The organism is Paenibacillus curdlanolyticus YK9 (genome assembly GCF_000179615.1).
GTDB lineage: Bacteria > Bacillota > Bacilli > Paenibacillales > Paenibacillaceae > Paenibacillus_T > Paenibacillus_T curdlanolyticus.
The window spans coordinates 356,378-383,086 of the sequence record NZ_AEDD01000001.1 but is presented as its reverse complement, the minus strand read 5'-3'; the positions used below and the strand labels follow the sequence as shown (position 1 = coordinate 383,086).

The following is a 26,709-nucleotide window of genomic DNA, read 5'->3' as shown; positions in this document are numbered from 1 at the left end:
ATTTTCCCACATGAAATCGACGAAAAAACCGCCCTCCGTAATGGAGAGCGGTTTAACATACATCGGAGATCTATTACAAAGACATGTTGCGAATACGCTCGACTGCCTTTTCCGTGTTTTCGCGCGTGCCGAATGCCGTCAGGCGGAAGTAGCCTTGGCCGCTTTGGCCAAATCCTACGCCAGGCGTGCCGACAATGTTTGCTTCGGAAAGCAATTTATCGAAGAATGCCCATGAATCCATGCCGTTTGGCGTTTTCAGCCAGATGTAAGGCGCGTTAACGCCGCCGAATACTTCAATGCCGATCGAAGCCAAACCGTCGCGAATGATACGAGCATTCGTCATGTAGAAATCAACAAGCGCTTTGATTTGCTCTTTGCCTTCTGGCGAGTAAACTGCCGCAGCGCCGCGTTGCGTTACATACGATACGCCGTTGAATTTCGTCGTGTGGCGACGATTCCACAAATCGTTAACGAGCAGCTCTTTGCCGTCTTTATCGAAGCCTTTGAGCTCGCGAGGCACAACTGTATAAGCACAGCGAACGCCTGTGAAGCCAGCTGTTTTGGAGAAGCTGCGGAACTCGATAGCGACTTCCTTCGCCCCTTCGATCTCATAGATGCTGCGTGGAACGTCCGATTCTGTGATGAACGCCTCATAAGCCGAGTCATACAAAATAATGCAATTGTTTTCTTTCGCGTAGTCTACCCATTTTTTAAGCTCTGCTTTCGAAAGCGTCATGCCCGTCGGATTGTTCGGGTAGCACAGGTAGATAATATCAACCTTACGCTTTGGCAAGCTCGGTTTGAAGTTGTTCTCGGCTGTGCAGTCGAGGTACTCGATGTTCTCATAACGGTTCGTCTCGCTGTTGAACTTACCGGAGCGGCCAGCCATGACATTCGTATCGACATAAACCGGATATACCGGGTCTTGTACAGCTACAATGCTATCTTGGCTGAAAATCTCTTGAATGTTGCCTACGTCGCATTTGGATCCGTCGCTGAGGAATACCTCGTTCGATTGGATGTCAATGCCGCGCGCTTTGTAATCATTCTCGATAATGGCTTGAATCAGGAAGTCATAGCCTTGCTCCGGGCCGTAACCGCGGAACGTCTCCGGTTGAGCAAGCTCGTCCACTGCAGCATGCATCGCTTTAACGATCGCTTCTGGAAGGCCGCGCGTTACGTCGCCGATTCCTAGGCTAATAATTTCAGCGTTAGGATTCTCTTGCACAAATTTGGTACGGCGTTTAGCAATTTCGGAGAACAAATAGCTGCCTTGAAGCTCCGAGTAGTATGGATTCATTTGCGTCATTACGATAATCACCTTTCCGTGAAAGCTACTGGAGCAAGCTCCACCAGCCTATTGATAGTAATGTATTCAGCATATCGTATGGCGTACCAACACATAAATATACGAATACGCAAAAAATTTGTACTTTTACGTTACTATCGTTGACGGAGGCTGTGCAGAACGTTTTCCATATCTTCCGGAATTGGCGCTTCGAATTCCAAATATTCATTCGTTCGCGGGTGGTTAAACCCGAGAATAGCGGCATGCAGCGCTTGTCCGTTCAATGCAACTGTTTTGCTTCTGCCATACATCGGATCACCCGCTAACGGATGACCAATATACTTCATGTGTACGCGAATTTGATGCGTTCTTCCTGTTTCAAGCTGCAATTCCAGTACCGTATAGTCATCCAACCGCTCGATTACAGAAAAATGCGTAACCGCATGCTTGCTGTTTTTATCGGTGACGGCAAACATTTTTCGATCACGAGAATCGCGGCCAATTGGCGCGTCAACCGTTCCGCGGTCATGCGGCAAGTTGCCATGGACCAATGCGATATATTTGCGCGTTACCGTATGCTCCTTCAGCTGTGCGGATAAGGAGGCATGCGCAGCGTCATTCTTAGCGGCCATTAACAGCCCCGACGTGTCCTTATCGATTCGATGGACGATGCCTGGACGAATCGAGCCATTGATGCCGGACAGATCCTGGCAATGATACATAAGCGCATTTACGACAGTGCCTGAGTGATGTCCCGGCGCAGGGTGAACAACAAGCCCTCGCTGTTTGTTGATGACGATGACATCTTCATCCTCGTACACAATGTTAAGCGGGATTGGCTCTGCAATAATTTCTGCCGGCTCCGGCTCCGGCACTTCAACGGTGATGACGTCCCCCGCTTCAAGCCGATGCTTCGCCTTTGCCTCTGTTCCATTCACAAGCACCGCTCCGGATTTAATCCACTCTTGAATTTGGGTGCGCGAAACGGCGGAATCAGCGAACGATTCCGTGACGTATTTATCAAGACGCTCGCCAGCTTCATCTACCTCGACTACCCATTCCAGCGAGGCGTTGTCCTCTTCATTTTCCATGATGTACTCAACTTCTGTTGATTCGTTCAAATCCGTCATTATTCTATTCTTTCCTTCCGATCTGAATCTGGACCAGCCGCGAGGCTGCTCGATAGCTGTGCTGCTTTCTCTTCACGTGCACCAATAAATGCATCAAGTAAAATTAAACCGACGCCAATGCAAATCCCCATGTCTGCAACGTTAAATATTGGGAACGTATAGCTTCCAAAATTAAATTGCAAAAAATCGACAACCTCGCCCGTGCGAGCACGATCGCTGAAGTTGCCTAACGCCCCGCCAAGCACCATTCCGAGTCCGGTTAACAAAATCGCCCTGCCCGATTTTCTCATTTTGGCCATATACCATATGAGACCTGTCGTAACGATGACTGTAACGATTAGGAAAAAGACCCGTTGATCCTCAAGCAAGCTGAAGGCCGCGCCTGTATTCCGATAAGACGTAATCAAGAAAAAATCGCCTATTACGCTTATTTGTTCATTCATGTTCAGCTCTTTGACAATGATTCTTTTGGTTGCCATATCCGCAAAAAACACTACCGCACTAAGTACAAAATAAAACCATAATCGCATCGATCTCATGGATTCCCTGATTCCCCCTTATTGACAGTCTAGCTTATTGTATCACAAACGTTGAATAAGCGACCACAGACCGACCTGCGTGCCATTGTGGCGTGACAAGTTCCCCCAAAACAGGAGGAAATCCTCCGTGCTTGCAGCTGTTAAAACAACCGTCCTCGGTTCAACCTATAGGTATTGCAGATAAAAGGATGGTGCTGAACTTGACGCCGCTAACACCGCAGCAGGTAAGCCATTACCGCAAGACGCTGATCGATATGAAGCAGGGAATCGAGCAAGCGCAGCAAGAAAACGAGCATAACGGGCTTGCTTTCTCTCTAAAAGATGAAACCGGCGAGCTTTCTCCTATCGACAATCACCCCGGTGACATGGGAACTGAAATGTTCGAGCGAAGCAAGGACATGGCGCTGCATGAGCAGCAAGATTTGCATCTCGAACGGATCGATACGGCGCTCAAAGCGATCGACGAGGGCAAATACGGCGTATGTCAAGCTTGCGGCCAACCGATCCCGACGGACCGGCTTGATGCCCTGCCTGAATCCACCTATTGCATTGATCACGCGCCAAGGCAGCATTTGACCAACCAACGGCCTGTAGAGGAGGACTTCCTGAAGCCTGCATTTGGCCGCAGCAACCGCGACGACGATGAAGGGTATAACGGCTTCGATGGCGAAGACGCTTGGCAGATTGTTGAGCATTGGGGCAATTCCAATTCCCCCGCGATGTCTGACAATCGAGACGTTGACTCCTACAATGAAATGTTCTCCGAAGCGGATGAAAATGACGGTTTCGTCGAGCCGCTCGAAAGCTTCCTTGCAACAGATATTACAGGACGCGTCGTATCCGTCGTCCGCAATCGCCAATACCACGAATATTTATCGCATGGCGAGGGCGATCATGAGCTGGAAACGCAGTCCGCCCTTGATGATGATGATGGGAATTCACAGTCTTTGTTCTAATAAGCTTTGCCCTCCAGCTGCGCTTGTACCACTCGGACGAGGTCAGCGACGTAATCGCCAATAATGGGCAAATTCAGAGCGCCGAGCAATCGCAGCACATACAGGATGGTCGCGGCGAAAACGGTAAAGCCCAAAGCGATGCCGACGCCGCGCGCCGTCCCGGAGACGAAATTGCGCCAAATGAGCTTGAGCGGTCGATTAAGCAGCGCCACGTACTCCGCCATTTGCGTCCGCTCCATATCCGCTGCAACCTTCTGAAGCTGTTTATCGACCGCATTCAAGGAATACCGCAGCGCTGTCATATTCTCTTGGGACTCCTCAGGCTCCGACGCTGCGCCATACTCCTTTATTCCTCGCTCATCCATATTAGAGGCACACCCTTCTACATCCGATTATCAACAAAAAAACGAGCTTCGATGCGGCAAGCACATCGAAATTACGCTCGTTTTTTCATTTCGTTTGTATTAGATTGTCCTTAATCGCGAATTTGAATTCCGATCGTCTTGCCGCCAAGCTCAACGCGTTCCATGCCCTCTGCAGCTTCGAACGAAACCGTGCTCAGCAGCACGTTGTCACGCAGCACGTTGTCGAACGACTGCAGCGCTGCTTGGAGTTTCGCATCCACATCCAACACAAGATCGATCCGTTTCTCGATCGGCAAATCAAGCTTTTTGCGCGTATCCTGCACGGCACGAATCACTTCGCGCACCCAGCCTTCTTGCTCAAGCTCCGGCGTAATGTCCGTATTGAGCGCAATCGTGAGCGAGTAGCCCGACGCTGAAGCGAAGCCCTCTTTCGCTTGCTTCTCCACGAGCAGCTCATCGATCGTAATTACGATCGCCTCGCCTTCTGGCGTCGTAAAGGTCAATTCCCCGCTTTGAACCGCGGCACGCGTTTGATCCGCAGTCAGGCTTTTGAGATAGCCTTGGATTGGTCCGACGTTTTTGCCGAACTTCTTGCCTGCTACCTTCAGGTTGAGCTTGAAGGTGAAATCCACGAAGCCGCTGTCGCTATTTTCAATCACGATGGCTTTCACGTTAATCTCTTCTTTGATGATATCCTCGTACGCCGCAACATCAAAGTCACGATCCAACGATACGATCAAGTCCGACAAAGGCTGGCGCGTCTTGATGCCCGTTTCGTTGCGCACGTTGCGCGCCAGCTCAACGATTTGGCGAGCCGTCTCCATATCGCGCTCCAGCTGCTCGTCAATATGCGCTTCGTTCACTGTCGGATAATCCGCCAGATGCACGCTGCCCTCGCCGCCAAGGTTGCCATACACATCCTCGGCCACGAGCGGCGCATAAGGCGCGATTAAGCGCGAGAGCGTCAGCAGCACGTGCTGCAACGTACCGTAAGCGGCCAGCTTATCCGCTGTCAGTCCGCTGCCCCAGAACCGATCGCGCGAACGGCGAATGTACCAGTTGCTAAGCTCATCGACGAATGTCTCGATCAATTTAGCCGGATTCAGGAAGTCGTTGACCTCAAGCCCTTTGGACACTTGCGCAATCAAGCTGTTCAAGCGGGATACGATCCAACGGTCCAGCTTCGCTTCCGAAGGCTGATACGTATGCTCGCTTGGCTTGTAGCCATCAATCGAAGCATACAACGCGAAGAATGCATGCGTGTTGACGATCGTATCGATGACCTTCGACTTCGCTTCCCCTACGATGCCGCGCGAGAATCGTTTGCTGTTCCACGGCGCGCTGTCCGCAAGCAAAGCCCAACGGAATGCGTCAGTGCCGAACTCGTTGATGATTTCCCACGGGTCGATAACGTTGCCCTTGGACTTCGACATCTTCTGGCCATTCTCATCGAGAATATGTCCCGTCGAAATAACCGCTTTGTACGGCGCCTTGCCGTTAAACAGCGTCGATACGGCCAGCAGGCTGAAGAACCAGCCGCGCGTCTGGTCAATGCCTTCGCAAATAATATCCGCTGGATATTGATCGGCGAATTTCTCTTGGTCGCCGAACGGATAATGCTGCTGTGCGAACGGCATCGAACCGCTGTCGAACCAAACGTCGATGACTTCCGATGTGCGCGTCATCACGGCGCCTTCAGCGAACGGCGATTTCAGCTTGATTTCGTCAACGTAAGGCTTATGCAGCTCAATATCTTCCGGCACAAAATCTACCGCGCGTGCGCGGAGATCCGCAATGCTGCTCGGCGCGTATTGCTTGCCTGTCGCTTCGCAAATCCAAACGTTAAGCGGCGTACCCCAGTAACGATTGCGGCTAATGTTCCAATCGACGAGATCTTCCAGGAACTTGCCGAAGCGGCCTTCCCGAATATGGCCCGGATACCATTCTACGCCGTTGTTGTTGGCGATCAGCTGATCCTTGATTTTCGTCGTTTCGATGAACCAGCTCTCCGTTGCGTAATAGAGCAGCGGCGATTTGCAGCGCCAGCAGAACGGATAGCTATGCTCGTATTTTTCTTTGCTGAACAGCAGTCCGCGCTCGCTCAGCATTTTGACGATATCGATGTCGCAATCCTTGACGAAACGCCCTGCCAGATCGGTCACTTCATCGATGTAGCGCCCTGCGCCGTTCACAACGCTCAGCATGCTGATGTCGTTAGCGCGTGCAGCTTTGTAGTCATCGTCGCCATGAGCAGGCGCGATATGAACGATACCGGTACCGCTCGTATCGCTTACGAATTCGGCGCCAATGACAACATGGCCTTTCTCCACCGGTACATAACGGAATGGAGGCTCGTAGCTTAAGCCGACCAGCTCAGCGCCTTGCACTTCCGCTACAATCTCATAAGCGCTGTCCTTGAACACGGATTCCACCAGGTTTTTCGCAACGATGTACGTCTCCTCGTCCCGCTTCACTTTGGCATACGTCAGCGTCGGGTTAACTGCAAGCGCAACGTTCGCTGGCAGTGTCCAAGGCGTCGTCGTCCAAGCGAGCACATACTCGTTCGATGCTGCGAGCTTGAATTTCACTGTCGCGCTAAGATCCTTCACGTCCTCATAGCCTTGCGCCACTTCATGCGAGCTAAGCGTCGTCTGGCAGCAAGGGCAATAAGGGCTGACGCGGTGGCCACGGTACAGCAGGCCTTTGCTATGGATCGTGGACAAAATATGCCACACGCTCTCGATATATTCATTCTGCAGCGTGATGTATGGGTTATCCATGTCGGTCCAATAAGCGATGCCTTCCGTCAGTTCACGCCATTGCTTCTCATATTCAAATACGCTGTCTTTGCATTTCTTCACGAAAGCTTCGATGCCGTATTTCTCGATCTCTTGCTTGCCCGAAATTCCGAGCTGCTTCTCAACGCCGAGCTCGACTGGCAATCCATGTGTATCCCAGCCTGCTTTGCGCACGACGCGGTAGCCCGACATCGTCTTATAGCGGCAAATAAAATCTTTAATGACACGGCCAAGCACGTGCCCGATATGCGGCGCGCCATTCGCTGTCGGCGGTCCTTCATAAAATACGAAATTCGGTTTGCCTTCCCGATTGTCGATCGATTTCTTGAACGTATCGTCTTTCTTCCATTGCTCGAGGATGCGAAGCTCGCGGCTCCGCGCCTTCTCCTTGACATCTACGCGTTGCATATCATTACCCCTTCCAAATATCCAGTACGTTGCTATTGTTCAAATAAACACAAAAAAGACTCGCCCCATAAGGGACGAGTCGTGCTCGCGTTACCACCCTTGTTCTATCCGCACACCTTCAACCATACGGTCGACTCATCGGCAATCGCCATGGTGTACCAATAGCACCTTCATCACGATCAACTCCGTAATAGAGAGTCTAATCGCGTTCCCGGTAACGGGGGACGTCCGTCAACGCTTACTGGCATAAGGCTGGTCGCCTGTGCGTGTTCTGCGCTGCTTCTCGGAGAGGATATTCCAAAACGAATCGGACGCTGGCTTTCAGCAAATGCCAGCTCTCTGAGGAACGATATCGCGATGTACTTGTTCTCGTCAACGAAGTTATTATAACTAGTTATAGCCGAACCTGCCACAATTGTCAAATGAGCAAACGCCTATTCGAAGCTGCTCTTTTGAAGTGTTTCAGTTGCTGCTGCTGCGCTCGAATCCAGCGCCTCCCAGCCATCCTGGCTGAGCAGTTCCAGTTGAGCCTCAACGAGCGTGCGGAAGCGTGCGCGGTAGATCGAAGCTTGTTTCTTAAGCTCTTCGACTTCCAGCGCCACTCTGCGCGACTTCGACAACGATTCGTTAATGATGCGGTCAGCGTTCTTCTCCGCTTCCTTCACGATCAATTGCGCTTCTTTCTTCGCGTTGTGCTTCACTTCATCCGCCGCTTCTTGCGCAACGATAATCGTTTTGCTAAGCGTTTCCTCAATGTTCGAGAAATGGTTCAATTTCTCTTGCAGGCTTAACAACTGATTTTGCATTTCTTTATTTTCGCGAATCAGTGTCTCGTAATCTTTAATGACTTGATCCAGAAATTCGTTGACCTCATCCTCATCGTAACCGCGAAGTCTTCTTCCGAACTCCTTGTTATGTATGTCCAATGGCGTAAGCGGCATTGGCGCACCTCCTATGGATACGGTTCTTTGTTGATAGTATTGGAATGTTTCGACAGAACCGTCCAAAATCCTGCATCACATCAAATATATTTACCGATTGAGACGCGGAATCTGCCTTTTTTCGTCACGCCTTCCACCTCAAGCACCTTGAACCGGCCTAGCCCCTTCATCGAAACGACGTCCCCGGCTTTCAGCAAAGCGGATGGGTTTTCCTCCGCTTTCCAATTAACGCGGCAGCGTCCGGCTCGAATCGGATCTACAATCTTCGCTCGGCTCAATCGATACACATCGCTTGCAACGCCATCGAGCCGTAAAGAAGCTACTGAGAGGCTCATTTCCTCCAGCTTCGACTTTACTACGCGCAGCGCTGACAAGGGGATGAGCTCCGTCAGCACGTGGACGCGATGAACTTGCCTCAGATGAATGTTGACATAATCCGCAATTTCTTCGGTTACCATGCAATGGCAGCCATCCTCATGAACATGAATGTCGCCAATCAATTCCCGTTTGACTCCTAGCCCGAGCAGCGCGCCCAGGTAATCGCCATGATCGAGATCCAAATGGCCTTGCGAATCCGCCGTTACTGCAATCGCTTGGACGCCCATCGGCTCATCATCCAGAACGGCATAATCAGGTGCGATTACAGCGCGTTGGCGCTCCGCTTCCTCATATCCGCCATCGAACCGTATCGCCACCTCCCCGTTCCGAGAAGCAAGTGCGCGAACGATTTCCGCTTGGCGCGGATCCAAATAATCGGTTCTTTTCCACTCATGGCGCTCGGAGCAGCGTTCGATCCACTCCTCCACCTTGACGACAAACGAACGTTCATCCGGATGAAAATGATCATAGATATTTTTCTTCTGGGTCATGCCGTCAATCCTTCATGTTAAATGAATAGGTCAAATACAAACACGATGCCGCGCGCGATGAAGTTCAGCGCAAACAAAGCAATGATCGGCGAAATATCGAGCATCCCGCCAATCGGCGGGATAAATCGCCGAAATATCGAAAGGTATGGGTCCACAAGCTTACCAAGCCATTGTCCGATAAAGCTGTCTCGTGCGTTCGGCATCCATGACAACAGGACATACCCGATTACCATGTAAGAGTAAATTTGTTCCAAATTATAAACATAAGAACTAATCGTCGTTAACAACGCGAGGTCACCTCATTCTTTTGTAATCCTGTTCGTCCACTAGCATCTCAGAAATGGTGCCTTGAATTTCCACATTCTCGGGCGCGCAGAAGAAAATGCCGGGGCCGATCCGATTCATCGTTCCGCTCACCGCATACAACGTACCTAGCAGGAAATCAAAAATCCGTTTGGCAACATCGTTCGGTACCCGCTGCAGGTTGACGACGACACCGCGGCGCGCGCGCAAATGATCGGCGATTTCTTGCGCTTCCTCGAACGAGCGCGGCTCATTCAAGACGACTCGCATGTTCTTCTGCGAATGGATGCTCACAATATTGGATCCTTTGGCTTGTTTACGCGCTTCGAATGGCGAAGTTTCAAATTCTTGCTCCGGCTCGTCTGCAGTCTGCTGGGTGTGAGTCACCTTCTCATGCTCGATAACCTCTTCTTCTTCCTGAAGACCAAAAAAGTTCATAAAGCGATTCATCACGCTCATGCCTCATGCCTCCTCTTTTCCTACTAATATTGTGCCCAATCTTACCCAAGTCGCGCCTTCCTCGATTGCGACTTCAAAATCGTTGGACATTCCCATCGACAGCTCCGTCAAAGGCTCGTCCAAAATGCCTTGCGCGTTCAGCTTGTCCCTTAACAACCGAAGCTCCCGGAACACTGGCCGCGTTTCCTCCGGCTCAGCTTCGAAAGGCGCCATCGTCATCAAGCCGATTGGCTTAATGGAAGGGAACTGCTTCAGCGTTCGAATAAACGACTCCAGCTCCTCCGGCTCCAAGCCTTGCTTGCTGGCTTCGCCAGACACGTTCACCTGAATAAAGCAAGGAACGACCAGTCCAAGCTTATCCGCACGATCCGCGATAGCCTCTACAAGGGAAATCCGATCTAGGGAATGAATGTATGTAAATTTCCCGATGACGTCTTTTGCTTTTTTCGACTGCAGCGACCCGATGTAATGCCACACTGGCTGTTCATTTGCCGGCTGTTCATTGAACGCTTCCCACTTGGGCTTCGCGTTCTGCCACCGGTTTTCCCCCAAATGCAGAACATCATGCGCTACGACATCCCGTACCGTCTCCAGTGACACATACTTCGTTACGGCTACGACGTTAACGTCGCGCCGATCGCGCCCGCTTCGTTCGCACGCTGCTGTAATTCGTTTATCTACTTCTTGTATCCGTTCTGCTAACGTCGACAAGAGGTTCACCTCTTCTCCATGCCTATCCAGCTCGCCATCCGTCCTGTCGATCCGTTCTCCGCGCGATGGGAGAAAAGCAAATCGGTGCGACAGCTGCTACACCATTTGGATAATTCGATATGGATCGGCAAAATTCCTGCTTTTATCATAATGTGTCGGTTGATTTCTTTCAAGTCAAGCATCGCTTTGCCATTATCCTTCTTCCGAACGAGATCAGCCGCTGCAAGCTGTGCTCCGTCCGTGTCGCTCAAGCTTGCGAAGCTGCTGCATAACTGCTCCATCCGTTCGATGACAACCCCGTCCACCTCATAACAGCAGCTGCCGATCGACGGGCCAATCGCGCACCTGATCTGAGCAGGCTCCGAGTCGAACTCGGCATGCATTGCTTCCACTGTTCGTGCTGCTATTTCGGCGGCCGTTCCTTTCCACCCCGCATGCGCAAGCCCGATAGCGCCATGGACGGGATCCCAGAAATACAGGGGCACGCAATCGGCATAAAAAGATGCCAGCAGAACGCCGCGTTCATTCGTAATCAACGCATCGGTATCTTGAAGCGCCGAAGCACGCGAATCGCGCCCCCGTCCAGCATCAGCGGCAGTGACGACATGGACATGATCACCATGCACCTGCTCTGCACAGGTAAAGGCTTCGAACGGCCAGCCCAGCGATTCCGCGAGCCGCTGCCGATTCGCGACGACATCCTCATCACGATCACTGACATGCAACCCCATATTTAAGGAAGCCCAGGGCGCTTGGCTTACGCCGCCAAGACGGGTCGTAAAGCCGGCAGTCAGCCCGCTGTCCCTTGCTGTCCAACTTGATAGCGCGAATGCCGACACGCCGCTCCCAGCAGCTTGATCCCATACAAACGGTTCCATACCCATTCACCTCTTTAATCTGTTCTCGTAAGTTTACCATAGGGGGTGAAGGATGAACATCCAAGGATATCCTGCAATCCAACCGATCTCATAAGGTACTGCCACGCCCGATTAAAAAAAGGCCTCGGCACGCGCAGGGCGGCCGGGGCTGTTAGTTGCGTGCCTGAAGCTCTTCTTCTTCCGCATTTTCCGTACGATATGCCGCCGTCTTCGCTTCATCTAGCCGAACGAGCACGACATCCGCGCCGATTTTGACGATATTCCGCCAAGGGATAACGACATCCGTGCCGCCTCCGAACATCCCGAAAAATCGCGTAAACGTCGGCACGACGATGGAATCAATTCGGCCTGCCCGCAGGTCCAGCTCCAGATCGCTAACTTGGCCGAGCTTCTTCCCGTCCACGATGTTGATTACATCTTTCGTCTGAAAGTCAGATATTTTCAAGCTGCTTCACCGCTTTCTACACCGGATGGAAGACAGGTGCCTATAGGCTTCTGTTATTACTATATGACCAGCCTTGGCAAAATGTCCTGCTTACGCAAAAAAACGGCGCGGTGCGCCGTTTCTTCTCTCTATGGTGTTGCGCGATGTTCGGCATGCCGTCTGCTCGGCGACGCAAGTCGTGCATTCATGTTTTCACATGCTTCTGCATCTGCTGGATCGCCGATTTCTCCAAGCGCGACACCTGCGCCTGCGAGATGCCAATCTCGTCGGCGACCTCCATTTGGGTTTTCCCTTCGAAGAAGCGCATCGACAAAATCATTTTTTCCCGATCATTGAGCTTATGCATCGCTTCACGAAGCGCAATTTCCTCGATCCAGGAAATATCCTTGTTTTTGTCGTCGCTGATCTGATCCATCACATAGATCGGGTCTCCGCCATCATGGTAGATCGGCTCGAAGAGCGATACCGGATCCTGAATGGCATCCAGCGCGAATACAACATCCTCTTTGGGCACGCCTAGCGCTTCGGAAATCTCAAAAATCGTCGGTTCCCGTGAGTTTGCATTCGTCAGGCTGTCACGAACCTGGAGCGCCTTATAAGCGATATCCCGCAAGCTGCGAGATACACGAATCGGATTGTTATCCCTCAGGTAACGGCGGATTTCTCCGATAATCATCGGAACGGCATAGGTGCTGAACTTTACATTTTGGCTAAGGTCGAAATTATCTATCGCCTTCATAAGGCCGATGCAGCCGACCTGGAACAGGTCATCTACATATTCGCCGCGGTTGTTGAACCGCTGGATCACGCTGAGCACGAGCCTCAGATTGCCGTTCACCAATTTCTCTCTTGCTGCCCGCTCATTACGCGTTTGCAGCGCCGTGAATAGCTCGCGCATTTCCGCATTCGTAAGGACGGGCAGTTTCGACGTATCCACACCACAGATCTCGACTTTGTTTCGGGTCAACGTGATTACCTCCCAAGGAGAAACATTAATGTTCATTATCTCCCCGCCCCCCCGAAATATTCCTCCCCGCGACATTGTTCGACATATTATGTGAAAGCGGTTAATCGTAGGCCAGGAAAGGAATGGCAACGTTTTTAATCGGCAAAAAAAAAGTAGCAAGCCCCTGAATGACAGGATGCTTGCTATCTTCTGATTCTTGCAACAGCCATGTTTATGATGCGAGGTTAATGCCTTGGTGGATCTGTAGCTTCTGTAAAGCCTCCTGCTGCTTCGCAGCATTCCCGGATGCTTCAACTTCTCCACGATAGACGACTTTACCTGTCGCGCGATCGATCAGAGCAACGCCGTTTTTGACCGCTTGACTGCCTGATTGACCAGTGCGATACACAACGCTCAAGAGCTTTTCATTCTCGTCTGAAAGATAAACGACTACGGCCCCCCATTCTGAGCCATCGATTTTGAGCGAGCGATCGAGCTTCATGCCATTGGCAAGATCAAACGACTGGTACGTCAGCACACTGTTGCTTGCCTTCACGCAGCTCATGTGGCTGCCGACGGTGTTTGCGAAGGAACATGTCTCATTCGTAAAAGGGAACGGCTCTAGATGCCCGCTCTCCACCTCATACACGTAATAATGCTGGATGACATGCTTTGGCGACTGATTATCAGCTGACGTTTCTTTCATCACGTTTTCGTTGTATACAAAAAGGTAATACGGTTGTTTTCGCGGCGAATTAACTAGTCGATTTATAAGCTGAATATTAGAAGTCATATTCCCAGCCCATTCGGCTGTAATAGTCTGTTCGCTGACGATCGACCGCTTACTGGCATCGATTCGCAGTGTTACAAATTCGCGGGTGTACTCGGTTTGCGCAGTTTTCTTTGTCCTTCCCAACATAACGGCAATTTGCCCGTTCGAAGTACGCTGCACATCCGAAACATCCCAGCCTGTCGTATCTGGACTTGTCGGAAGTTCGACTGTGAACGTATCCGTGTGGTTTGTATCAGGCTGGCCGGTGAATACATCCAACTTCCATGCTCCGTGAAGCATTGGCACTCTTAATGCAACATAAGCAACGGAGTGCTCATCGGCATAAAAATTGCCAGCATTCAACTTCCCACGTGCGAACGCAGCATACTTCGCCTTAAACAACTTCCATTCCTCGCCTTCGTACGGCGAGACAAGCAAGCGTCGCGTAATGTACGGCTGCTTGATCCCATATGTACTGCCATTTGGCGTAATGGTGACTTGATCACGCACATACCTGTTGTAGCTATATGACACACCGGTTTGCTCGGATTGTTCCGCGGTCCCTTCATCTAAATAATTATAGTTGGATACCACCGACAGCTCCGAAACGGCACCTGCATCCCCCTCTATATTAACCAGCTTAAACGAGGGGCGCTTGCTATTATCCCAACCAACGCCATAATATGTGCCAATGCAGGCTATGATCATGCCGGCGAGCAGGAGTGATAGCCCATACTTTTTAACGATCGCCATGAATGCTTGCCCTCCTGATCATACGGTTATTTTTTTGCGAAGCAAGTAGGAACTCCACCAGATCGACAAAGCTGTTACGAGTAATACAATTCCGATCCCCATTGCCAACAGCTCTTTCGGATAGAAACGGCTTGTGCGGTCGATTAACATAACAAATGGGATCGAAAATAGGACAACAATACCCGCCCCATACACAAAGCCAACAACAATGCCAACAATACGATAACTGCGTTCAAGCAGAATAATCGTCGTCAGCACAATAACTGCCGCAATGCCGACGCCGTAGAACAATACAAAATCGACAAATGCAGGCGGTACGAGCATGTTTAGCAGCATATTGCTGGAAATTGCAATATCGAGCGGCACCTTTCTCATTAACACATCCGGTACAAGCTGGTAGAACCACGCCTGCTCAAGCTCGAGCAGCAGCAGCTGTGCCGCCACAAGGCCGAATAGGACCATGAGGAATGAGATTAGCTTGGCAAAATAGATATTCATCCTCGAGGCCGGCAACGATAGAAGCCGAATGATGAAGGGCCTACGGCCCAGCCATTCCCGATACCAGCTAAAAAACAAATAGAGGATCATGAAGGCAGCGCATAACAGCATCGGAGCGATCATCCACATGGACTGTCCCATCACATTCGAATACGTGTTTTCTCCAATAAGCTGAGTAAACTGCTCGAAGCTCGTAATATGCTGCGACTCCATTATTTGCTTAACGCCACTGACATAGTCTTTGGCCTCTATATACACGCCAATGAGCTGAAGCGCTGCCGTTACCGCCAGCATAACAACGAACGGAATCATCAGTCTTTTCAGTTCAAACTGAATGAGTTGTGCTAATCTCATGGTGTCGTATACACCTCCCTCATCACGTCAACGACCGACTTTCCTTCTCTAATCCGAACCTCTTCGCAATCGAACGTCCGCGTCACTTTCCCGTTATCAAGCATGACGACATGGTCCAGCAAATGCTCGACTTCGCGCACCTCGTGCGTGGTGAGAATGACACTGCGTCCTTCAATAAGCTCGCTGGAAAACACCGAAGCAATCTGCTCTCGGCTAAACATATCAATGCCTGAGAACGGCTCGTCCATCAGCATATATTCCGCATCCATCGCCAGTCCGAGCACGAGATTAAGCTTGGCCGCCGTTCCCTTGGACAACGCGCGTACGCGATCCTTCGGATTCAGCTTAAACATCTTCATAAGCGATTGGGCACGCTCCGGATTCCAATTCCGATAGAAATCGTTCATAAAGGATAAGCATTCCGCTACCTTCATGCTGCCTGGCATCGGCAAGTGATCCGGAACAAAAACGACCCTTTCATACATTGCAGGATGCGGCGTTCGGCCATCAATCGTAATGCTCCCGCCTTGAATTGGCGTCAAGCCCATGATCGCCTTCAAGATCGTCGTCTTGCCAACTCCGTTCATCCCTGTTAAGCAGGTAATCGCTCCACGAGGGGCATGGAAGCTGACACCGCTCAGCACTTTGCGAAGGCCGAATCTTTTGGTGACATTGTCTAATACGATCACGAGATGCCTCCCTCCGTTTCTGTCCCTGCTGATTCCGCTTTCTCATGACGAATTCGAATAATCGTGAGCAACTGCTCGATCGGCACTTCAATGTTGCTTACAGAAGCAAGGAAGGAGTCTACAGCCTCCGTCAATAGCTCCTCGCGAATACGGCCCAAAATAACGTTATCCCCTGTAATCCGGCTCGGTGAATTTCCTTCTGTTACAATCAAGCCCTGCTCCTCCATTTCCTTATACGCCTTCTGCGCGGTATTCGGGTTAATATTCAATTGGCTAGCGAGTTCACGCCTTGATGGAATCGTTTCTCCAGCATTTAACTTCCCTGTTGCGATTCGTTCCTTGAAATGACGCACGACCTGCAGGTAGACTGGATCTCGATTGTTAAAGATCAACGTCATCCGCACCTCCCTTTCCTGACTATTTCGTTTTAACATTTTCCAATATTTATTGTATGTACTAAGTGGTTCATACACTATAGGTGTATTATGCCCTTAATACGCTTCAACGTCAACCCTTAATTGGAAAAAGCTGACGAGTGGTTAACGCAATAAAAAAGGCTGACTCTTGTCGATCCCGACAAGAGTCAGCCTTTTTACATGAATGAGATATTTATGAACCGTTCGTTATACCATCTTGTTAAACTCTTTGCGCAGCCGCTTAATAATCCGCTTCTCCAGCCGCGAAATATACGATTGCGAGATGCCTAGCAGATCTGCAACATCCTTCTGTGTCTTCTCTTCGCCATCAGCCAGGCCAAACCGCAGCTCCATAATAATGCGTTCGCGTTCCGTCAGCTTATCGAGCGCCTTATGCAGCAGCTTGCGATCGACCTGCTCTTCAATATTGCGATAGATCGTATCATTCTCTGTTCCGAGCACATCCGACAGCAGCAGCTCATTGCCGTCCCAATCGATATTCAGCGGCTCATCGAATGAAACCTCCGTCCGCGTCTTGCTATTGCGGCGAAGATACATCAGGATCTCATTTTCAATACAACGGGATGCATAGGTAGCCAGCTTAATCTTTTTCTCCGGATCGAAGGTGTTAACTGCCTTAATCAAGCCGATCGCGCCGATGGACACTAGGTCCTCGATATGGATGCCTGTATTCTCGAATTTACGAGCGATATAAACAACAAGCCGAAGATTCCGTTCAATAAGCATGGCGCGTATCGCCGTATCGCCCGAAGGCAGCTTCTCCAGCAAATATTCTTCTTCTTCTCGCGTAAGCGGCGGCGGCAGCGCCTCGCTTCCACCGATATAATAAATTTCTTCGCTCTTCATCCCGAATAAAAACAGAACACGATAATAATATAACTGAAGTATAAGTCTCCATTTACCGAGCATGGCCTCATGCCTCCCCGTTAAGATGAAATACGCCGTTACGCGCCGCCGCTCCTCTCCGCCATGGACGGATGGATTACTGCCCGATATGCGCGGTCCGATGACAGCTGTCCGCCATCCAGCCCGACCAGCGCTTTACGGGTGACGATGGTATCCCCATTAAACTGAACCGTAACGGCATCTGGCTTCAATGCGAGCATGAACTGCGTTCCGCGGTTCACGCCCCGGTAAGGCACCAGCCGAAGCCGGTCCTGCCAGACGAATGTTTCTTCTGAATCACCGACGATCAACTTATCAACCTCTGACTCCCGAATGCGCTTGAGCCATGTAGACGGCAAATCCGCTTCCAGCAGCGACGCCTCGATGATCGTCACCGGCGTCCGCGTCAGCGGATCATACAGCTGGTTGCCCGTATCAATGAGACCTTCACATTCATATTCGCGATCTTCAATCGTAACCTTGATCTGAGCGACATGCGCTCGAATAAGCGCTTTCTCACGACGCTGTACGACGACTGAACGGGCAATGTACAGCCCGATACAAGCAGTTGACCCTACGAAAATAAATCCTGTCTTGAATTCGGTACGTACGCCGCCTTCAATAAACTGCAATCCATGCCATAATGCCAGTGAGCCCTGCTGCATAATCAGGTAATAAAAACCGAGCACTGCCCCTGCCGCAATGAAATTAATTGCATAAAATGCAGCTAAATTGCGACCGTAAGCGCGTAATCCGCCAAATCCAAATGCAACGAACAACATCATTAACGAAATACCAAATTTAAACACGAACGTATACAGAAACGACAACGGCGGAACAAACAACAGAGCGACATATAGGGCGCCGATAGCGCCCGCTCCTAGTATTCGATACCAGACAGCGCGAATGCCCCTGACCCAAGCCGTGACGAGCAGCAGTGCTCCGTCAATCAACAACTCTTTCATGAATAAGACGTCAACATAGATCGCCAGGACGTTCACCTGCCCGCCGGTTCCTGCTGTACGGCCGTACGTCCGTATCCGGTAGGAACGATTGAGACTAGTATAGGATAATCGTATTTCGATGTCTGTCTATTCATGACGCCCGAGACGATCTTTTTTTGTCGAGCAATGCAGTCTTTTCTAGCACGCAAAAGAACCGCCCACCAATAATGGTGGGCGGTTCAAAAAGCCGATGTTAGGATCAGCCTAGCGGTCGCCGCGCGGACGATTGCGCAAAAATGCAGGAATATCAAGCTGATCGCTAGAAGTCGTGGAGCCAAACGACTTCAGATTGGACGCTGCAGTAGAAGTCGTACTGCGCGATTCCGTCGATTCTGCTGTCGGTTGACTCGGACGACGAACTGGCTCAGGCGCGCCTTTATGCTCGAATCCAGTCGCAATAACCGTCACTTTAATTTCTTCTTTCAGGTCTTCGTCAATAATTGCGCCGAAGATCATGTTTACTTCTGGATCGCAAGCTGCGATGACGATCTCTGCCGCTTCGTTCACTTCGTAGAGTGACAGATTCGCTCCGCCTGTGATGTTCATAATAACGCCTCGTGCGCCATCAATCGACGTCTCAAGCAGCGGGCTCATAATCGCTTTACGAGCAGCTTCCGCTGCGCGATTTTCTCCGGTTGCCGTGCCGATGCCCATCAGCGCGGAACCGCGCTCCGTCATAATTGTCTTAACATCTGCGAAGTCGAGGTTGATGAGACCCGGAACAGCAATCAGATCGGAAATGCCTTGAACAGCTTGAAGCAATACGGTATCAGCTACGCGGAAAGCTTCGAGCATTGGCGTTTTCTTGTCAACAATCTCAAGCAAACGATCGTTTGGAATGACAATTAACGTGTCTACCTTTTCTTTCAACGCCTCGATGCCGTGCTCGGCTTGTCCCGAACGCTTGCGGCCTTCGAACGTGAACGGACGCGTCACGACGCCAACAGTCAACGCGCCGCACTCGCGAGCGATCTCGGCAATGACTGGCGCAGCTCCTGTCCCGGTGCCGCCCCCCATGCCTGCCGTTACGAATACCATGTCAGCGCCTTTAAGCGTATTGCTGATCAGTTCACGGGATTCTTCCGCCGCCTTCTTACCTACGTCAGGGTTTGCACCTGCGCCTAGGCCACGGGTCAGCTTGTCCCCAATTTGAAGCTTATGTTCCGAGTGTGCCAGATGCAGAGCTTGCGCATCGGTGTTCACCGTAATAAACTCTACACCCTTCACACCGTTCTCAATCATTCGGTTTACTGCGTTGCTTCCGCCGCCGCCCACGCCGATGACTTTAATTTGTGCTAGTTGTTCCATATCCATATCGAACTCCAACATCTCCGTTTCCCCCGATCAAATGAATTCGCTGAAATAATTTTTGAGTCGCTCGAACATTCCGGGTTTCGGCGATGCTGCGGCAGGCGTTTTTGCTTTGCGACTTGCCGTTTTCTTCACAACAGGCGTCGTGCTTCCCCTGCGTGTATTTTTCAGCACATATTGCAGCATTCCGACTCCGCTGTTGAAAGCAGGGTCACGAACGCCGATAAAGTCAGGTACGGCGATGCGTACCGAAGATTCCAGTTCATGTTGCGCTAAGCTGAGCGTGCCCGGCAAGGATACCGCACCGCCTGTTAACACATAACCGTTTACCTTCTCGCCAAAACCAAGGCGTCTGACTTCTTGCCTAACCAAATGGAAAATTTCTTGCATGCGAGGCTCAATAATATTAGCTAAATCCACTTGAGAAAATTCTTTTTCGACATTACTGCCCATACGCATCACTTTGAACTTCTGGTCCTCCGCTGCGTCTGAGACGAGCGCACATCCGAATTTAAGCTTGATTTTCTCCGCTTGCTCCGTGTGCGTCCGCAAACCGTACGAAATATCATTCGTCACATGCTCGCCGCCTACTGGAAGCGTAGACGTTGCAACGAGTCCGCCGCCTTCGAATATTGCGATCGTCGTGGAGCCTGCACCAATCTCGACCAGTGCTGTACCCATTACTTTCTCGTCCTTCGTAAGCGACATCGAGCCTGAAGCAAGAGACATTAAAATTCGGCCGGAAGTATGCAGTTCTGCTTTCTCAACGCAACGCGCTAAGTTATGTAAGGAAGTTTTGGTCCCCGTTACAATCGTAGCCTCCACCTCAAGCCGAACGCCAATCATTCCGCGCGGGTCAGAAATTCCCTCCAGACCGTCAACCAAAAATTGTCTAGGTACAACATCGATAATTTCACGCTCCGGCGGTAGTGCAACGACCTGCGCTGCCTGCATGACACGTTCGATATCTTCCTCGCCAATCTCGCGATCCTCGTTCGATACGGCGACTACACCATGGTTCGTTTGCAGTGCAATGTGACTGCCCTGGATGCCAACAAATACTTCGCTTATTTGAATGCCGACCATCCGTTCAGCATGATCGATCGCACTGCGGATCGATCGTACCGTCTGATCGATGTCGACGATAGCACCCTTCCGGATTCCTTCCGAGTCGGCAGATCCAACTCCAATAATATTAATGGCTCCATTCGTCACTTCACCAATAATAGCACGAACTTTGGATGTACCGATGTCCAAACTAACGATGATATCGCTGTTGCTCATCGTGCGGCACCTCCATTCCCAACTAAAAGTATGAATTTCAGTCCTTAACAAACTACATATTCAACATAATTGACTGCTTTCCTCTTTTTTCTACAAAATTTTCGACCGTATACCGGTTTCCAATTTCCAGCAAAAGAACAGTCAATCATCGCATCATACGACGATCAACAAACTACCCTAGTTCACGAATCCATAACTAAAATTCTACCATCGTTTGTTGCTATTGAGTAGACTCTTTTTCAGTAGTTTCCAAGTTTTCTGTTGAATCTGGCTCGTAAGGCTCATACGTATCGGTCAACAGCATGGTCACTTTACCTGGCCGCTGCGTTTCCGTCACAGCGTTGAGCGTTTCCAGTTTATCCGCAAACACCGAAACGGCTGTAATGACCTCGAATCGCGTCCGTGTATACAACCGAATGCGATCCGGATACGCCTTGGACGGGTCCGGGCGAATTTCCGAGATGTCAGACAGCTGCTGCGCAGGAATCGCTGCAAGCGCTTTGGAGAGCTCTGCTTTGACCGGATCATTGGATTTCCAGCCCGAGAGCAGCGGCTTATCGACAACAAAGTCGCCTTTTGTCGTTTGAATACCCAAACCGTTCGAAAGGATTGCCGTCATTTGCCCCTGAGGAGAAAGTTCATAGCCTACGGTTGGAAACTCCTGAATATGAATATGGATTTCGCCTGGAAAACGCTTGGTCACCTCCGCCTGCTCGATCGCTGGATTGGCGAGCAGCTTACGCTCAATCGAACGCTCCGTAAAGCCGAAGTAGGCGTCGCCAGCCGATACGCCTGCTGTCTTGCGAATCATATCCGCCGTTACAAAACGTTCGCCGTCAATGGTCACCGTTGATACTTCACTAATTGATGAATTAAAAAACAAAACCGATAATACTACGATAAATAAGAGCAATAGAACGATTTTCAGCTTGCGGCTGCTGCGAAGCTTGCGTTGCGGTTCCCGCAGCACGGGCATCGTTTGCTTCATGCTTGTCCCTACTTTCGTCAAAAGCATCCGGCCCCCGCATAGATGATGCGAGCGCCGGCGTCTTACAGCATTAACCATTCGGTACGGCACGATCGTCTGGAACCGGCGTATAGCGGCTAATTCGAGCACCGAGTCGGCTGAGCATTTGCTCGATCTGGTCATAACCGCGATCGATATGATGCACCTGCTCCACGATGGTTCTTCCTTGCGCAGCCAAGCCTGCGACAACAAGCGCAGCACCCGCCCGCAAGTCCGTCGCCTCCACTGTTGCTCCGTACAATCTAGGCACGCCGCGGATAAACGCAGCATTCATGTCGACTCGAATATCCGCTCCCATGCGAGACAGTTCGCCGACATGCTTGAAGCGACCTTCAAAGATCGTTTCTTTCATAATACTTACGCCATCCGCTAACGTCAGGAGTACCATAACCAATGATTGCAGATCGGTCGGGAACGCCGGGTATGGCGAGGTTACGATTCGTTCGATCGCTTTAGGCCGTGCAACGCTGTTGACTTTGATTATATCACCGTCAGCTGTAATCTGAACACCGGCACGACGCAATACATGAATGAGGGACGAGACATGAGCGGGATTCGTGTTCTGGAGAACGACATGCCCGCGAGTAGCCGCAGCCGCTACCATTAATGTACCCGTAACGATGCGGTCCGGAATCACCTTATATCGGCAAGACGAGAGAGACTCGACGCCTTCGATTGTGATCGTATCCGTACCAGCACCGATGATTCGTGCGCCCATTGCATTCAAGTAATTTTGCAAATCCTGAATTTCTGGTTCTCTCGCTGCGTTGCTGATCGTTGTCCGGCCTTCCGCTAACACAGCAGCCATCATGATATTTTCCGTCGCTCCCACACTAGGGAAGCTTAGATTCACATCGGCTCCAATGAGCTTATCGGCTTTGCAAATAATCCGGTTGCCCGATTCCGTAATCGTTGCGCCGAGCGCCTGCAGACCGGTTAAATGCAAATCAATCTTGCGTTCGCCGATTGCGCAGCCGCCAGGCTGATAGACATGAACTTCGCCGAAACGTGCGAGCAGCGGTCCCATTAGGAAAATCGAAGAACGCATTTGGCGCATGAGCGTCTCAGGCACGTGCGGCGAATGCGCCAGCGTCGTGTCGAGAACGACCGTATCTCCGATATGATCGGCCTTGCACCCGAGTTCGCGAAGGATGTTGAGCATCACTTCGATATCGAGCAGCTTCGGCACGGAATCAATCGTAACGGTACCGCAAACTAGCATGCTTGCAGCCAGTATAGGCAAAGCGGCGTTTTTCGCTCCTTGGATCGCAATGGTTCCTGAGAGAGGTTTCCCGCCTTCAATCACCAATTTGTCCAATGTATCACCTCCGAATTACCGCTCACCCACCACCAATACTTCCGGCACCAGCTCGATGCCGTAGCGTTCATTGACGGTGCGCTTGATTTGCGCCATTAAGGTGAGGACGTCTTCAGCTTTCGCTTGCCCAGTATTGACTATAAAATTGGCATGCTGCTGCGATACTTCGGCGGCACCAACGCGAAGTCCCTTCAATCCCGCTTCCTGGATGAGTCGTGCGGCAAAATCGCCAGCCGGATTACGGAACACGCTGCCCGCACATGCAAGCTGCAAAGGCTGCGTATTCAACCTGCGTTCTTTGTAAGCAGCCATAACCGATTCGATCTCCGAACGGTTTCCCTCTGCCAGCTCGAACGTCGCTTCGACGACGATGCCCCGCTCTTCATGCAGGACAGAATGTCGGTACGTGAACGCCATGTCCTCCGGACCGTAGGTTACCAATTCTCCTGTCTCCCGAACAATGACAGCCGATTTGAAAATGCGCGACACATCCGACCCATGCGCGCCAGCGTTCATATAGACGGCACCGCCAACCGTTCCTGGAATTCCCCCCGCGAATTCCAATCCGGTCAGTCCTTCCTTGCCGGCCATGACTGCCAGCTTGATAAACGAATATCCGGCCCCTGCAACGACTGTAGCGCCTTCGAACCGCGCGTAGTCCAGCCCTGCTCCAGTTTTGATCACAACGCCTCGAATGCCCTTGTCAGATACAAGCATATTCGAGCCGCGTCCCAGACTGGTCCATGGGATGCCATGTTCCTTCAGCAGCAGGATGGTCGATACTAGCTGATCTTTGCCGCGTGGGATAATGAGACAATCGGCTGGTCCGCCGATCTTCCAAGTTGTATGCTTTGCAAGCGGCTCCTGCAACAGAACCTGACCCCAATCGTTCCGTTGTATTTCCGCCAATATGGCTTCCATCAAGTCGTACCTCCCCTTCTGTCAGTTGAACCGCATCCTACGCCAGAGCGTAGACACAGCGCCGCCGGACGCTTCGGATATCGTAAAATCGTCCCGATGGGTGACGGTCGCGATTTATAACGTATCCTATGCCCCCGGCGTATGGAGTGTGACAGATGCCTAAACGACCTGTCGCGGTTCAATTTGTCGTTCGTTATTTCTTCTTGCTTATTCGCTTCAGTTCATCAACAATCGTGACGGCGGAGTCCGGCATGCCGAGCGTTAAAGCCGCTTTCCCCGTCTGCGCAAGCTTCTTCTCATCATTCAGCATCGATGAGACGGCCTCGAACAATCGATCGCCGCTCAGTTCCCGCTCCAGCACCATCGTAGCTGCGCCCGCCTCTACGAGGCTTCTGGCGTTCGCTTCCTGATGGTTGTTCGTTACATTCGGCGAAGGAATGAGAATAGAAGGCACGCCGAGCGCCGTCATCTCCGCAATCGTTGACGCCCCAGATCGGCTGACGACCAACTGCGACGCTGCCAGCACATCCGGCATATTGTGCAAATAGGCAACTACCTGCAGCTGCCCCGACTTATAGGCGGGAAGCTGCTCTGCACGCCGTTTCACGTCCTCGTAATAAACCTCGCCGGGCACAAATACAAAATGAACGCCCGCCAGCTTATGGAGCTGCGGCGCCATATCAAGCATTGCTTCATTAATCGCCTTCGCGCCTCGGCTTCCGCCAAACACAAGCACGATGCGGCTTCCAGCTTGCAAGCCAAGCGATGCGCTGCCTTTGTCCGATTGCGCCCGCATGACATTCGTCGCGCAAGGATTGCCAGCGTAGAAGGTCCGTTTTGCTTTTGCAAAATGGCGCTCCGAATCCGGGAAGCTTACCGCAACGGAATCCGTATACCGCGCTAGAAATTGATTCGTTAAGCCAGGAATAACATTTTGTTCATGAATGAGCGTTGGAATGCCTAGCTTCGCTGCCGCATATACGACAGGTCCGCATACATATCCGCCCGTCCCTACAACTACATCCGGCTTAAACTCTCGCAATAGCCGCTTGGCGCGTTTTACGCCTTTCAGAAAGCGGACGACGGTTTTTACATTTTCCAGCGACAGCTTCCGTCTGAATCCTGTAATTTCCACCGCTTCGAACCGAATGCCAAGCTTAGGCACAATGCGGTTCTCCAGCCCCCGCGTCGTGCCGATGTAGAGCAGCTCCGTTCCAGGCGCTTGCTCTTGGGCTTGCCGTCCGATGGCGACGGCCGGGTAGATATGTCCGCCCGTCCCTCCTCCGGTCAAAACGATACGCATGTATGAGTCACCTCGAATAACGGGATATATTCAATAAAATGCCAAGCGCTGTCAGAAGCAGCGTTAGCGATGAGCCGCCATAGCTCACTAGCGGCAATGTAATGCCCGTAACCGGCATCATGCCGATGACGACACCGATATTAATTAATACCTGTACGCCAACGATGCCAATAATCCCTGCTGCCAGCAGGCTGCCAAAAGTATCCGGCGCCGCGATAGCCGTCCGAATGCCTCGCCATACAAGGATAAGAAACAATCCGATAAGAAGCGATCCGCCGATGAAGCCGAGCTCCTCCGCGAGAATGGAAAAAATAAAGTCCGTCTGCGGCTCGGGCAAATAATTATATTTTTGGCGACTCATGCCCAGCCCCAATCCAATAAGGCCGCCTGGGCCGATCGCATAGAGCGATTGAATCGACTGATAGCCAGCGCCTAGCGGGTCCTGCCAAGGATCCAGAAACGCGGTGATGCGCTGCAGCCGATAAGGCGCAACCGCGATCAGCCCGACCAGCCCGGCAACGCCAACTAGCGCAAGCGAACCGAGATGGGTCAGCCTGGCGCCTGCCGTATAGATGATTAACAAGGACGCGCCGACCATAACGGCCCCAGTGCCCAAATCCGGCTGAAGCATAATAAGGCCGAAAGCCGTTCCCATAAAGGCGAGTGGCGGCAGCAAGCCGCTCTTGAACTGCGTAATTTGCTGATGATTATCCGACAGCCAGCGGGCGAGAAACATCACCATCGCGAGCTTCATAAACTCGGAGGGCTGGATGCCGAATGAGCTGATGCCCAGCCAGCTGCGGGCGCCGCCGCGTACGACGCCGATGCCAGGGATAAGCACGATGGCAAGCAAACCGAAGCAGATGAGCAAGCCGATGCCCGCCCATCGTTTCCATATGGTATAGTCCAAATTCATCGTAAAAATCATCGCGCCGATGCCAAGTGCAGCAAACAGCAGCTGACGCTTCACGTAATAGAACTTATCTCCGAAGTCATGAAAGGCGAGTACAGCACTTGCGCTATACACCATAATAATTCCGATCGTCAAAATCAAAACAATCGAGCCAATCATCCATACGTCCGGGGCGGACCGAGCTTTAGCCATCGCCTGACACCT

General features: G+C 51.3%; 27 protein-coding genes and 1 other annotated feature. Of the genes, 1 reads left to right on the top strand and 26 read right to left on the bottom strand.

Annotation, left to right across the window (positions count from 1 at the left end; all coding sequences use genetic code 11):
• Window positions 1–73: 73 nt before the first annotated feature.
• From PAECUDRAFT_RS01760 to lspA, 3 genes are all read right to left on the bottom strand, one after another.
• A complete protein-coding gene (locus PAECUDRAFT_RS01760) occupies window positions 74–1,309 on the bottom strand; it encodes an LL-diaminopimelate aminotransferase (protein WP_006036373.1) in 1,236 nt (411 codons plus the stop codon).
• Window positions 1,310–1,443: 134 nt separating this feature from the next.
• Window positions 1,444–2,418, bottom strand: coding sequence for an RluA family pseudouridine synthase (locus PAECUDRAFT_RS01755; protein ID WP_006036372.1), 975 nt, complete (start codon window positions 2,416–2,418; stop codon window positions 1,444–1,446).
• Window positions 2,418–2,957, bottom strand: a complete 540-nt coding sequence (gene lspA / locus PAECUDRAFT_RS01750; RefSeq protein ID WP_006036371.1) for a signal peptidase II — start codon at window positions 2,955–2,957, stop codon at window positions 2,418–2,420. The genes PAECUDRAFT_RS01755 and lspA overlap by 1 nt, the downstream gene beginning before the upstream one ends.
• A gap of 200 nt (window positions 2,958–3,157) precedes the next feature.
• Between lspA and PAECUDRAFT_RS01745 the strand changes: the two genes are divergently transcribed.
• Window positions 3,158–3,913 carry a TraR/DksA C4-type zinc finger protein gene (locus PAECUDRAFT_RS01745; RefSeq protein ID WP_040711312.1) on the top strand — a complete coding sequence of 252 codons (756 nt, stop codon included), beginning with the start codon at window positions 3,158–3,160 and terminating at the stop codon, window positions 3,911–3,913.
• On the opposite strand, the gene PAECUDRAFT_RS01740 is transcribed toward PAECUDRAFT_RS01745, so the two are convergent.
• The 23 genes from PAECUDRAFT_RS01740 to spoVE all read right to left on the bottom strand — a co-directional run bounded on the left by PAECUDRAFT_RS01740 (window position 3,910) and on the right by spoVE (window position 26,697).
• Window positions 3,910–4,278, bottom strand: coding sequence for a DUF5665 domain-containing protein (locus tag PAECUDRAFT_RS01740; RefSeq protein WP_006036369.1), 369 nt, complete (start codon window positions 4,276–4,278; stop codon window positions 3,910–3,912). The genes PAECUDRAFT_RS01745 and PAECUDRAFT_RS01740 overlap by 4 nt on opposite strands.
• A gap of 110 nt (window positions 4,279–4,388) precedes the next feature.
• A complete protein-coding gene (gene ileS / locus PAECUDRAFT_RS01735) occupies window positions 4,389–7,484 on the bottom strand; it encodes an isoleucine--tRNA ligase (RefSeq protein ID WP_006036368.1) in 3,096 nt (1,031 codons plus the stop codon).
• Between the two features lie 67 nt (window positions 7,485–7,551).
• Window positions 7,552–7,869, bottom strand: a binding site (T-box leader).
• Between the two features lie 49 nt (window positions 7,870–7,918).
• Window positions 7,919–8,425, bottom strand: coding sequence for a DivIVA domain-containing protein (locus PAECUDRAFT_RS01730; RefSeq protein ID WP_006036367.1), 507 nt, complete (start codon window positions 8,423–8,425; stop codon window positions 7,919–7,921).
• A gap of 80 nt (window positions 8,426–8,505) precedes the next feature.
• The gene (locus PAECUDRAFT_RS01725) at window positions 8,506–9,294 is read right to left on the bottom strand and encodes a YlmH family RNA-binding protein (RefSeq protein WP_006036366.1); all 789 of its coding nucleotides are present in this window, start codon (window positions 9,292–9,294) and stop codon (window positions 8,506–8,508) included.
• A 17-nt stretch (window positions 9,295–9,311) separates the two neighbouring features.
• Window positions 9,312–9,581: a YggT family protein gene (locus PAECUDRAFT_RS01720; RefSeq protein ID WP_006036365.1), complete on the bottom strand. Its 270-nt coding sequence runs from the start codon at window positions 9,579–9,581 to the stop codon at window positions 9,312–9,314.
• Between the two features lie 7 nt (window positions 9,582–9,588).
• The gene (locus PAECUDRAFT_RS01715) at window positions 9,589–10,056 is read right to left on the bottom strand and encodes a cell division protein SepF (RefSeq protein ID WP_006036364.1); all 468 of its coding nucleotides are present in this window, start codon (window positions 10,054–10,056) and stop codon (window positions 9,589–9,591) included.
• 3 nt (window positions 10,057–10,059) lie between these two features.
• Entirely contained in the window at window positions 10,060–10,776 is a 717-nt protein-coding gene (locus PAECUDRAFT_RS01710; RefSeq protein WP_006036363.1) for a YggS family pyridoxal phosphate-dependent enzyme, read from the bottom strand.
• Entirely contained in the window at window positions 10,773–11,645 is an 873-nt protein-coding gene (gene pgeF / locus PAECUDRAFT_RS01705; RefSeq protein ID WP_006036362.1) for a peptidoglycan editing factor PgeF, read from the bottom strand. Before pgeF ends, PAECUDRAFT_RS01710 begins: the two co-directional genes overlap by 4 nt.
• A gap of 151 nt (window positions 11,646–11,796) precedes the next feature.
• Window positions 11,797–12,090 carry a YlmC/YmxH family sporulation protein gene (locus PAECUDRAFT_RS01700; RefSeq protein ID WP_006036361.1) on the bottom strand — a complete coding sequence of 98 codons (294 nt, stop codon included), beginning with the start codon at window positions 12,088–12,090 and terminating at the stop codon, window positions 11,797–11,799.
• Window positions 12,091–12,274: 184 nt separating this feature from the next.
• A complete protein-coding gene (gene sigG, locus PAECUDRAFT_RS01695; protein ID WP_040711307.1) occupies window positions 12,275–13,057 on the bottom strand; it encodes an RNA polymerase sporulation sigma factor SigG in 783 nt (260 codons plus the stop codon).
• Window positions 13,058–13,268: 211 nt separating this feature from the next.
• Window positions 13,269–14,561, bottom strand: coding sequence for a hypothetical protein (locus tag PAECUDRAFT_RS01690; RefSeq protein WP_006036359.1), 1,293 nt, complete (start codon window positions 14,559–14,561; stop codon window positions 13,269–13,271).
• 18 nt (window positions 14,562–14,579) lie between these two features.
• Window positions 14,580–15,413, bottom strand: a complete 834-nt coding sequence (locus PAECUDRAFT_RS01685) for a hypothetical protein (RefSeq protein WP_006036358.1) — start codon at window positions 15,411–15,413, stop codon at window positions 14,580–14,582.
• A complete protein-coding gene (locus PAECUDRAFT_RS01680; protein WP_006036357.1) occupies window positions 15,410–16,102 on the bottom strand; it encodes an ABC transporter ATP-binding protein in 693 nt (230 codons plus the stop codon). The genes PAECUDRAFT_RS01685 and PAECUDRAFT_RS01680 overlap by 4 nt, the downstream gene beginning before the upstream one ends.
• Entirely contained in the window at window positions 16,099–16,500 is a 402-nt protein-coding gene (locus PAECUDRAFT_RS01675; protein ID WP_006036356.1) for a GntR family transcriptional regulator, read from the bottom strand. The genes PAECUDRAFT_RS01680 and PAECUDRAFT_RS01675 overlap by 4 nt, the downstream gene beginning before the upstream one ends.
• A 225-nt stretch (window positions 16,501–16,725) precedes the next feature.
• Window positions 16,726–17,448 carry an RNA polymerase sporulation sigma factor SigE gene (gene sigE, locus PAECUDRAFT_RS01670; RefSeq protein WP_006036355.1) on the bottom strand — a complete coding sequence of 241 codons (723 nt, stop codon included), beginning with the start codon at window positions 17,446–17,448 and terminating at the stop codon, window positions 16,726–16,728.
• A 35-nt stretch (window positions 17,449–17,483) separates the two neighbouring features.
• Window positions 17,484–18,425: a sigma-E processing peptidase SpoIIGA gene (gene spoIIGA, locus PAECUDRAFT_RS01665; RefSeq protein WP_006036354.1), complete on the bottom strand. Its 942-nt coding sequence runs from the start codon at window positions 18,423–18,425 to the stop codon at window positions 17,484–17,486.
• A gap of 207 nt (window positions 18,426–18,632) precedes the next feature.
• Window positions 18,633–19,757: a cell division protein FtsZ gene (gene ftsZ, locus PAECUDRAFT_RS01660; RefSeq protein WP_040710893.1), complete on the bottom strand. Its 1,125-nt coding sequence runs from the start codon at window positions 19,755–19,757 to the stop codon at window positions 18,633–18,635.
• A 15-nt stretch (window positions 19,758–19,772) separates the two neighbouring features.
• Complete coding sequence (gene ftsA / locus PAECUDRAFT_RS01655; RefSeq protein WP_006036352.1) at window positions 19,773–21,023, bottom strand: cell division protein FtsA; 1,251 nt, start codon at window positions 21,021–21,023, stop codon at window positions 19,773–19,775.
• 220 nt (window positions 21,024–21,243) lie between these two features.
• Window positions 21,244–22,011 carry a cell division protein FtsQ/DivIB gene (locus tag PAECUDRAFT_RS01650; protein WP_006036351.1) on the bottom strand — a complete coding sequence of 256 codons (768 nt, stop codon included), beginning with the start codon at window positions 22,009–22,011 and terminating at the stop codon, window positions 21,244–21,246.
• 70 nt (window positions 22,012–22,081) lie between these two features.
• The gene (gene murA / locus PAECUDRAFT_RS01645) at window positions 22,082–23,368 is read right to left on the bottom strand and encodes a UDP-N-acetylglucosamine 1-carboxyvinyltransferase (RefSeq protein WP_006036350.1); all 1,287 of its coding nucleotides are present in this window, start codon (window positions 23,366–23,368) and stop codon (window positions 22,082–22,084) included.
• 15 nt (window positions 23,369–23,383) lie between these two features.
• Window positions 23,384–24,289: a UDP-N-acetylmuramate dehydrogenase gene (gene murB / locus PAECUDRAFT_RS01640; protein ID WP_006036349.1), complete on the bottom strand. Its 906-nt coding sequence runs from the start codon at window positions 24,287–24,289 to the stop codon at window positions 23,384–23,386.
• Window positions 24,290–24,482: 193 nt separating this feature from the next.
• A complete protein-coding gene (gene murG, locus PAECUDRAFT_RS01635; protein WP_006036348.1) occupies window positions 24,483–25,592 on the bottom strand; it encodes an undecaprenyldiphospho-muramoylpentapeptide beta-N-acetylglucosaminyltransferase in 1,110 nt (369 codons plus the stop codon).
• A 7-nt stretch (window positions 25,593–25,599) separates the two neighbouring features.
• Window positions 25,600–26,697 (bottom strand): stage V sporulation protein E, encoded by a 1,098-nt coding sequence (spoVE, locus tag PAECUDRAFT_RS01630; RefSeq protein ID WP_006036347.1) that lies wholly within the window; start codon window positions 26,695–26,697, stop codon window positions 25,600–25,602.
• Between the last annotated feature and the right edge of the window lie 12 nt (window positions 26,698–26,709).

Coding starts and splice junctions, on each gene's coding strand:
- PAECUDRAFT_RS01760 (WP_006036373.1), bottom strand. CDS start 1,309: ATGACGCAAATGAATCCATACTACTCGGAGCTTCAAGGCAGCTATTTG.
- PAECUDRAFT_RS01755 (WP_006036372.1), bottom strand. CDS start 2,418: ATGACGGATTTGAACGAATCAACAGAAGTTGAGTACATCATGGAAAAT.
- lspA (WP_006036371.1), bottom strand. CDS start 2,957: ATGAGATCGATGCGATTATGGTTTTATTTTGTACTTAGTGCGGTAGTG.
- PAECUDRAFT_RS01740 (WP_006036369.1), bottom strand. CDS start 4,278: ATGGATGAGCGAGGAATAAAGGAGTATGGCGCAGCGTCGGAGCCTGAG.
- ileS (WP_006036368.1), bottom strand. CDS start 7,484: ATGCAACGCGTAGATGTCAAGGAGAAGGCGCGGAGCCGCGAGCTTCGC.
- PAECUDRAFT_RS01730 (WP_006036367.1), bottom strand. CDS start 8,425: ATGCCGCTTACGCCATTGGACATACATAACAAGGAGTTCGGAAGAAGA.
- PAECUDRAFT_RS01725 (WP_006036366.1), bottom strand. CDS start 9,294: ATGACCCAGAAGAAAAATATCTATGATCATTTTCATCCGGATGAACGT.
- PAECUDRAFT_RS01715 (WP_006036364.1), bottom strand. CDS start 10,056: ATGAGCGTGATGAATCGCTTTATGAACTTTTTTGGTCTTCAGGAAGAA.
- pgeF (WP_006036362.1), bottom strand. CDS start 11,645: ATGGAACCGTTTGTATGGGATCAAGCTGCTGGGAGCGGCGTGTCGGCA.
- PAECUDRAFT_RS01690 (WP_006036359.1), bottom strand. CDS start 14,561: ATGGCGATCGTTAAAAAGTATGGGCTATCACTCCTGCTCGCCGGCATG.
- PAECUDRAFT_RS01685 (WP_006036358.1), bottom strand. CDS start 15,413: ATGAGATTAGCACAACTCATTCAGTTTGAACTGAAAAGACTGATGATT.
- PAECUDRAFT_RS01675 (WP_006036356.1), bottom strand. CDS start 16,500: ATGACGTTGATCTTTAACAATCGAGATCCAGTCTACCTGCAGGTCGTG.
- sigE (WP_006036355.1), bottom strand. CDS start 17,448: ATGCTCGGTAAATGGAGACTTATACTTCAGTTATATTATTATCGTGTT.
- ftsZ (WP_040710893.1), bottom strand. CDS start 19,757: ATGTTGGAGTTCGATATGGATATGGAACAACTAGCACAAATTAAAGTC.
- ftsA (WP_006036352.1), bottom strand. CDS start 21,023: ATGAGCAACAGCGATATCATCGTTAGTTTGGACATCGGTACATCCAAA.
- PAECUDRAFT_RS01650 (WP_006036351.1), bottom strand. CDS start 22,011: ATGAAGCAAACGATGCCCGTGCTGCGGGAACCGCAACGCAAGCTTCGC.
- murB (WP_006036349.1), bottom strand. CDS start 24,289: ATGGAAGCCATATTGGCGGAAATACAACGGAACGATTGGGGTCAGGTT.
- murG (WP_006036348.1), bottom strand. CDS start 25,592: ATGCGTATCGTTTTGACCGGAGGAGGGACGGGCGGACATATCTACCCG.
- spoVE (WP_006036347.1), bottom strand. CDS start 26,697: ATGGCTAAAGCTCGGTCCGCCCCGGACGTATGGATGATTGGCTCGATT.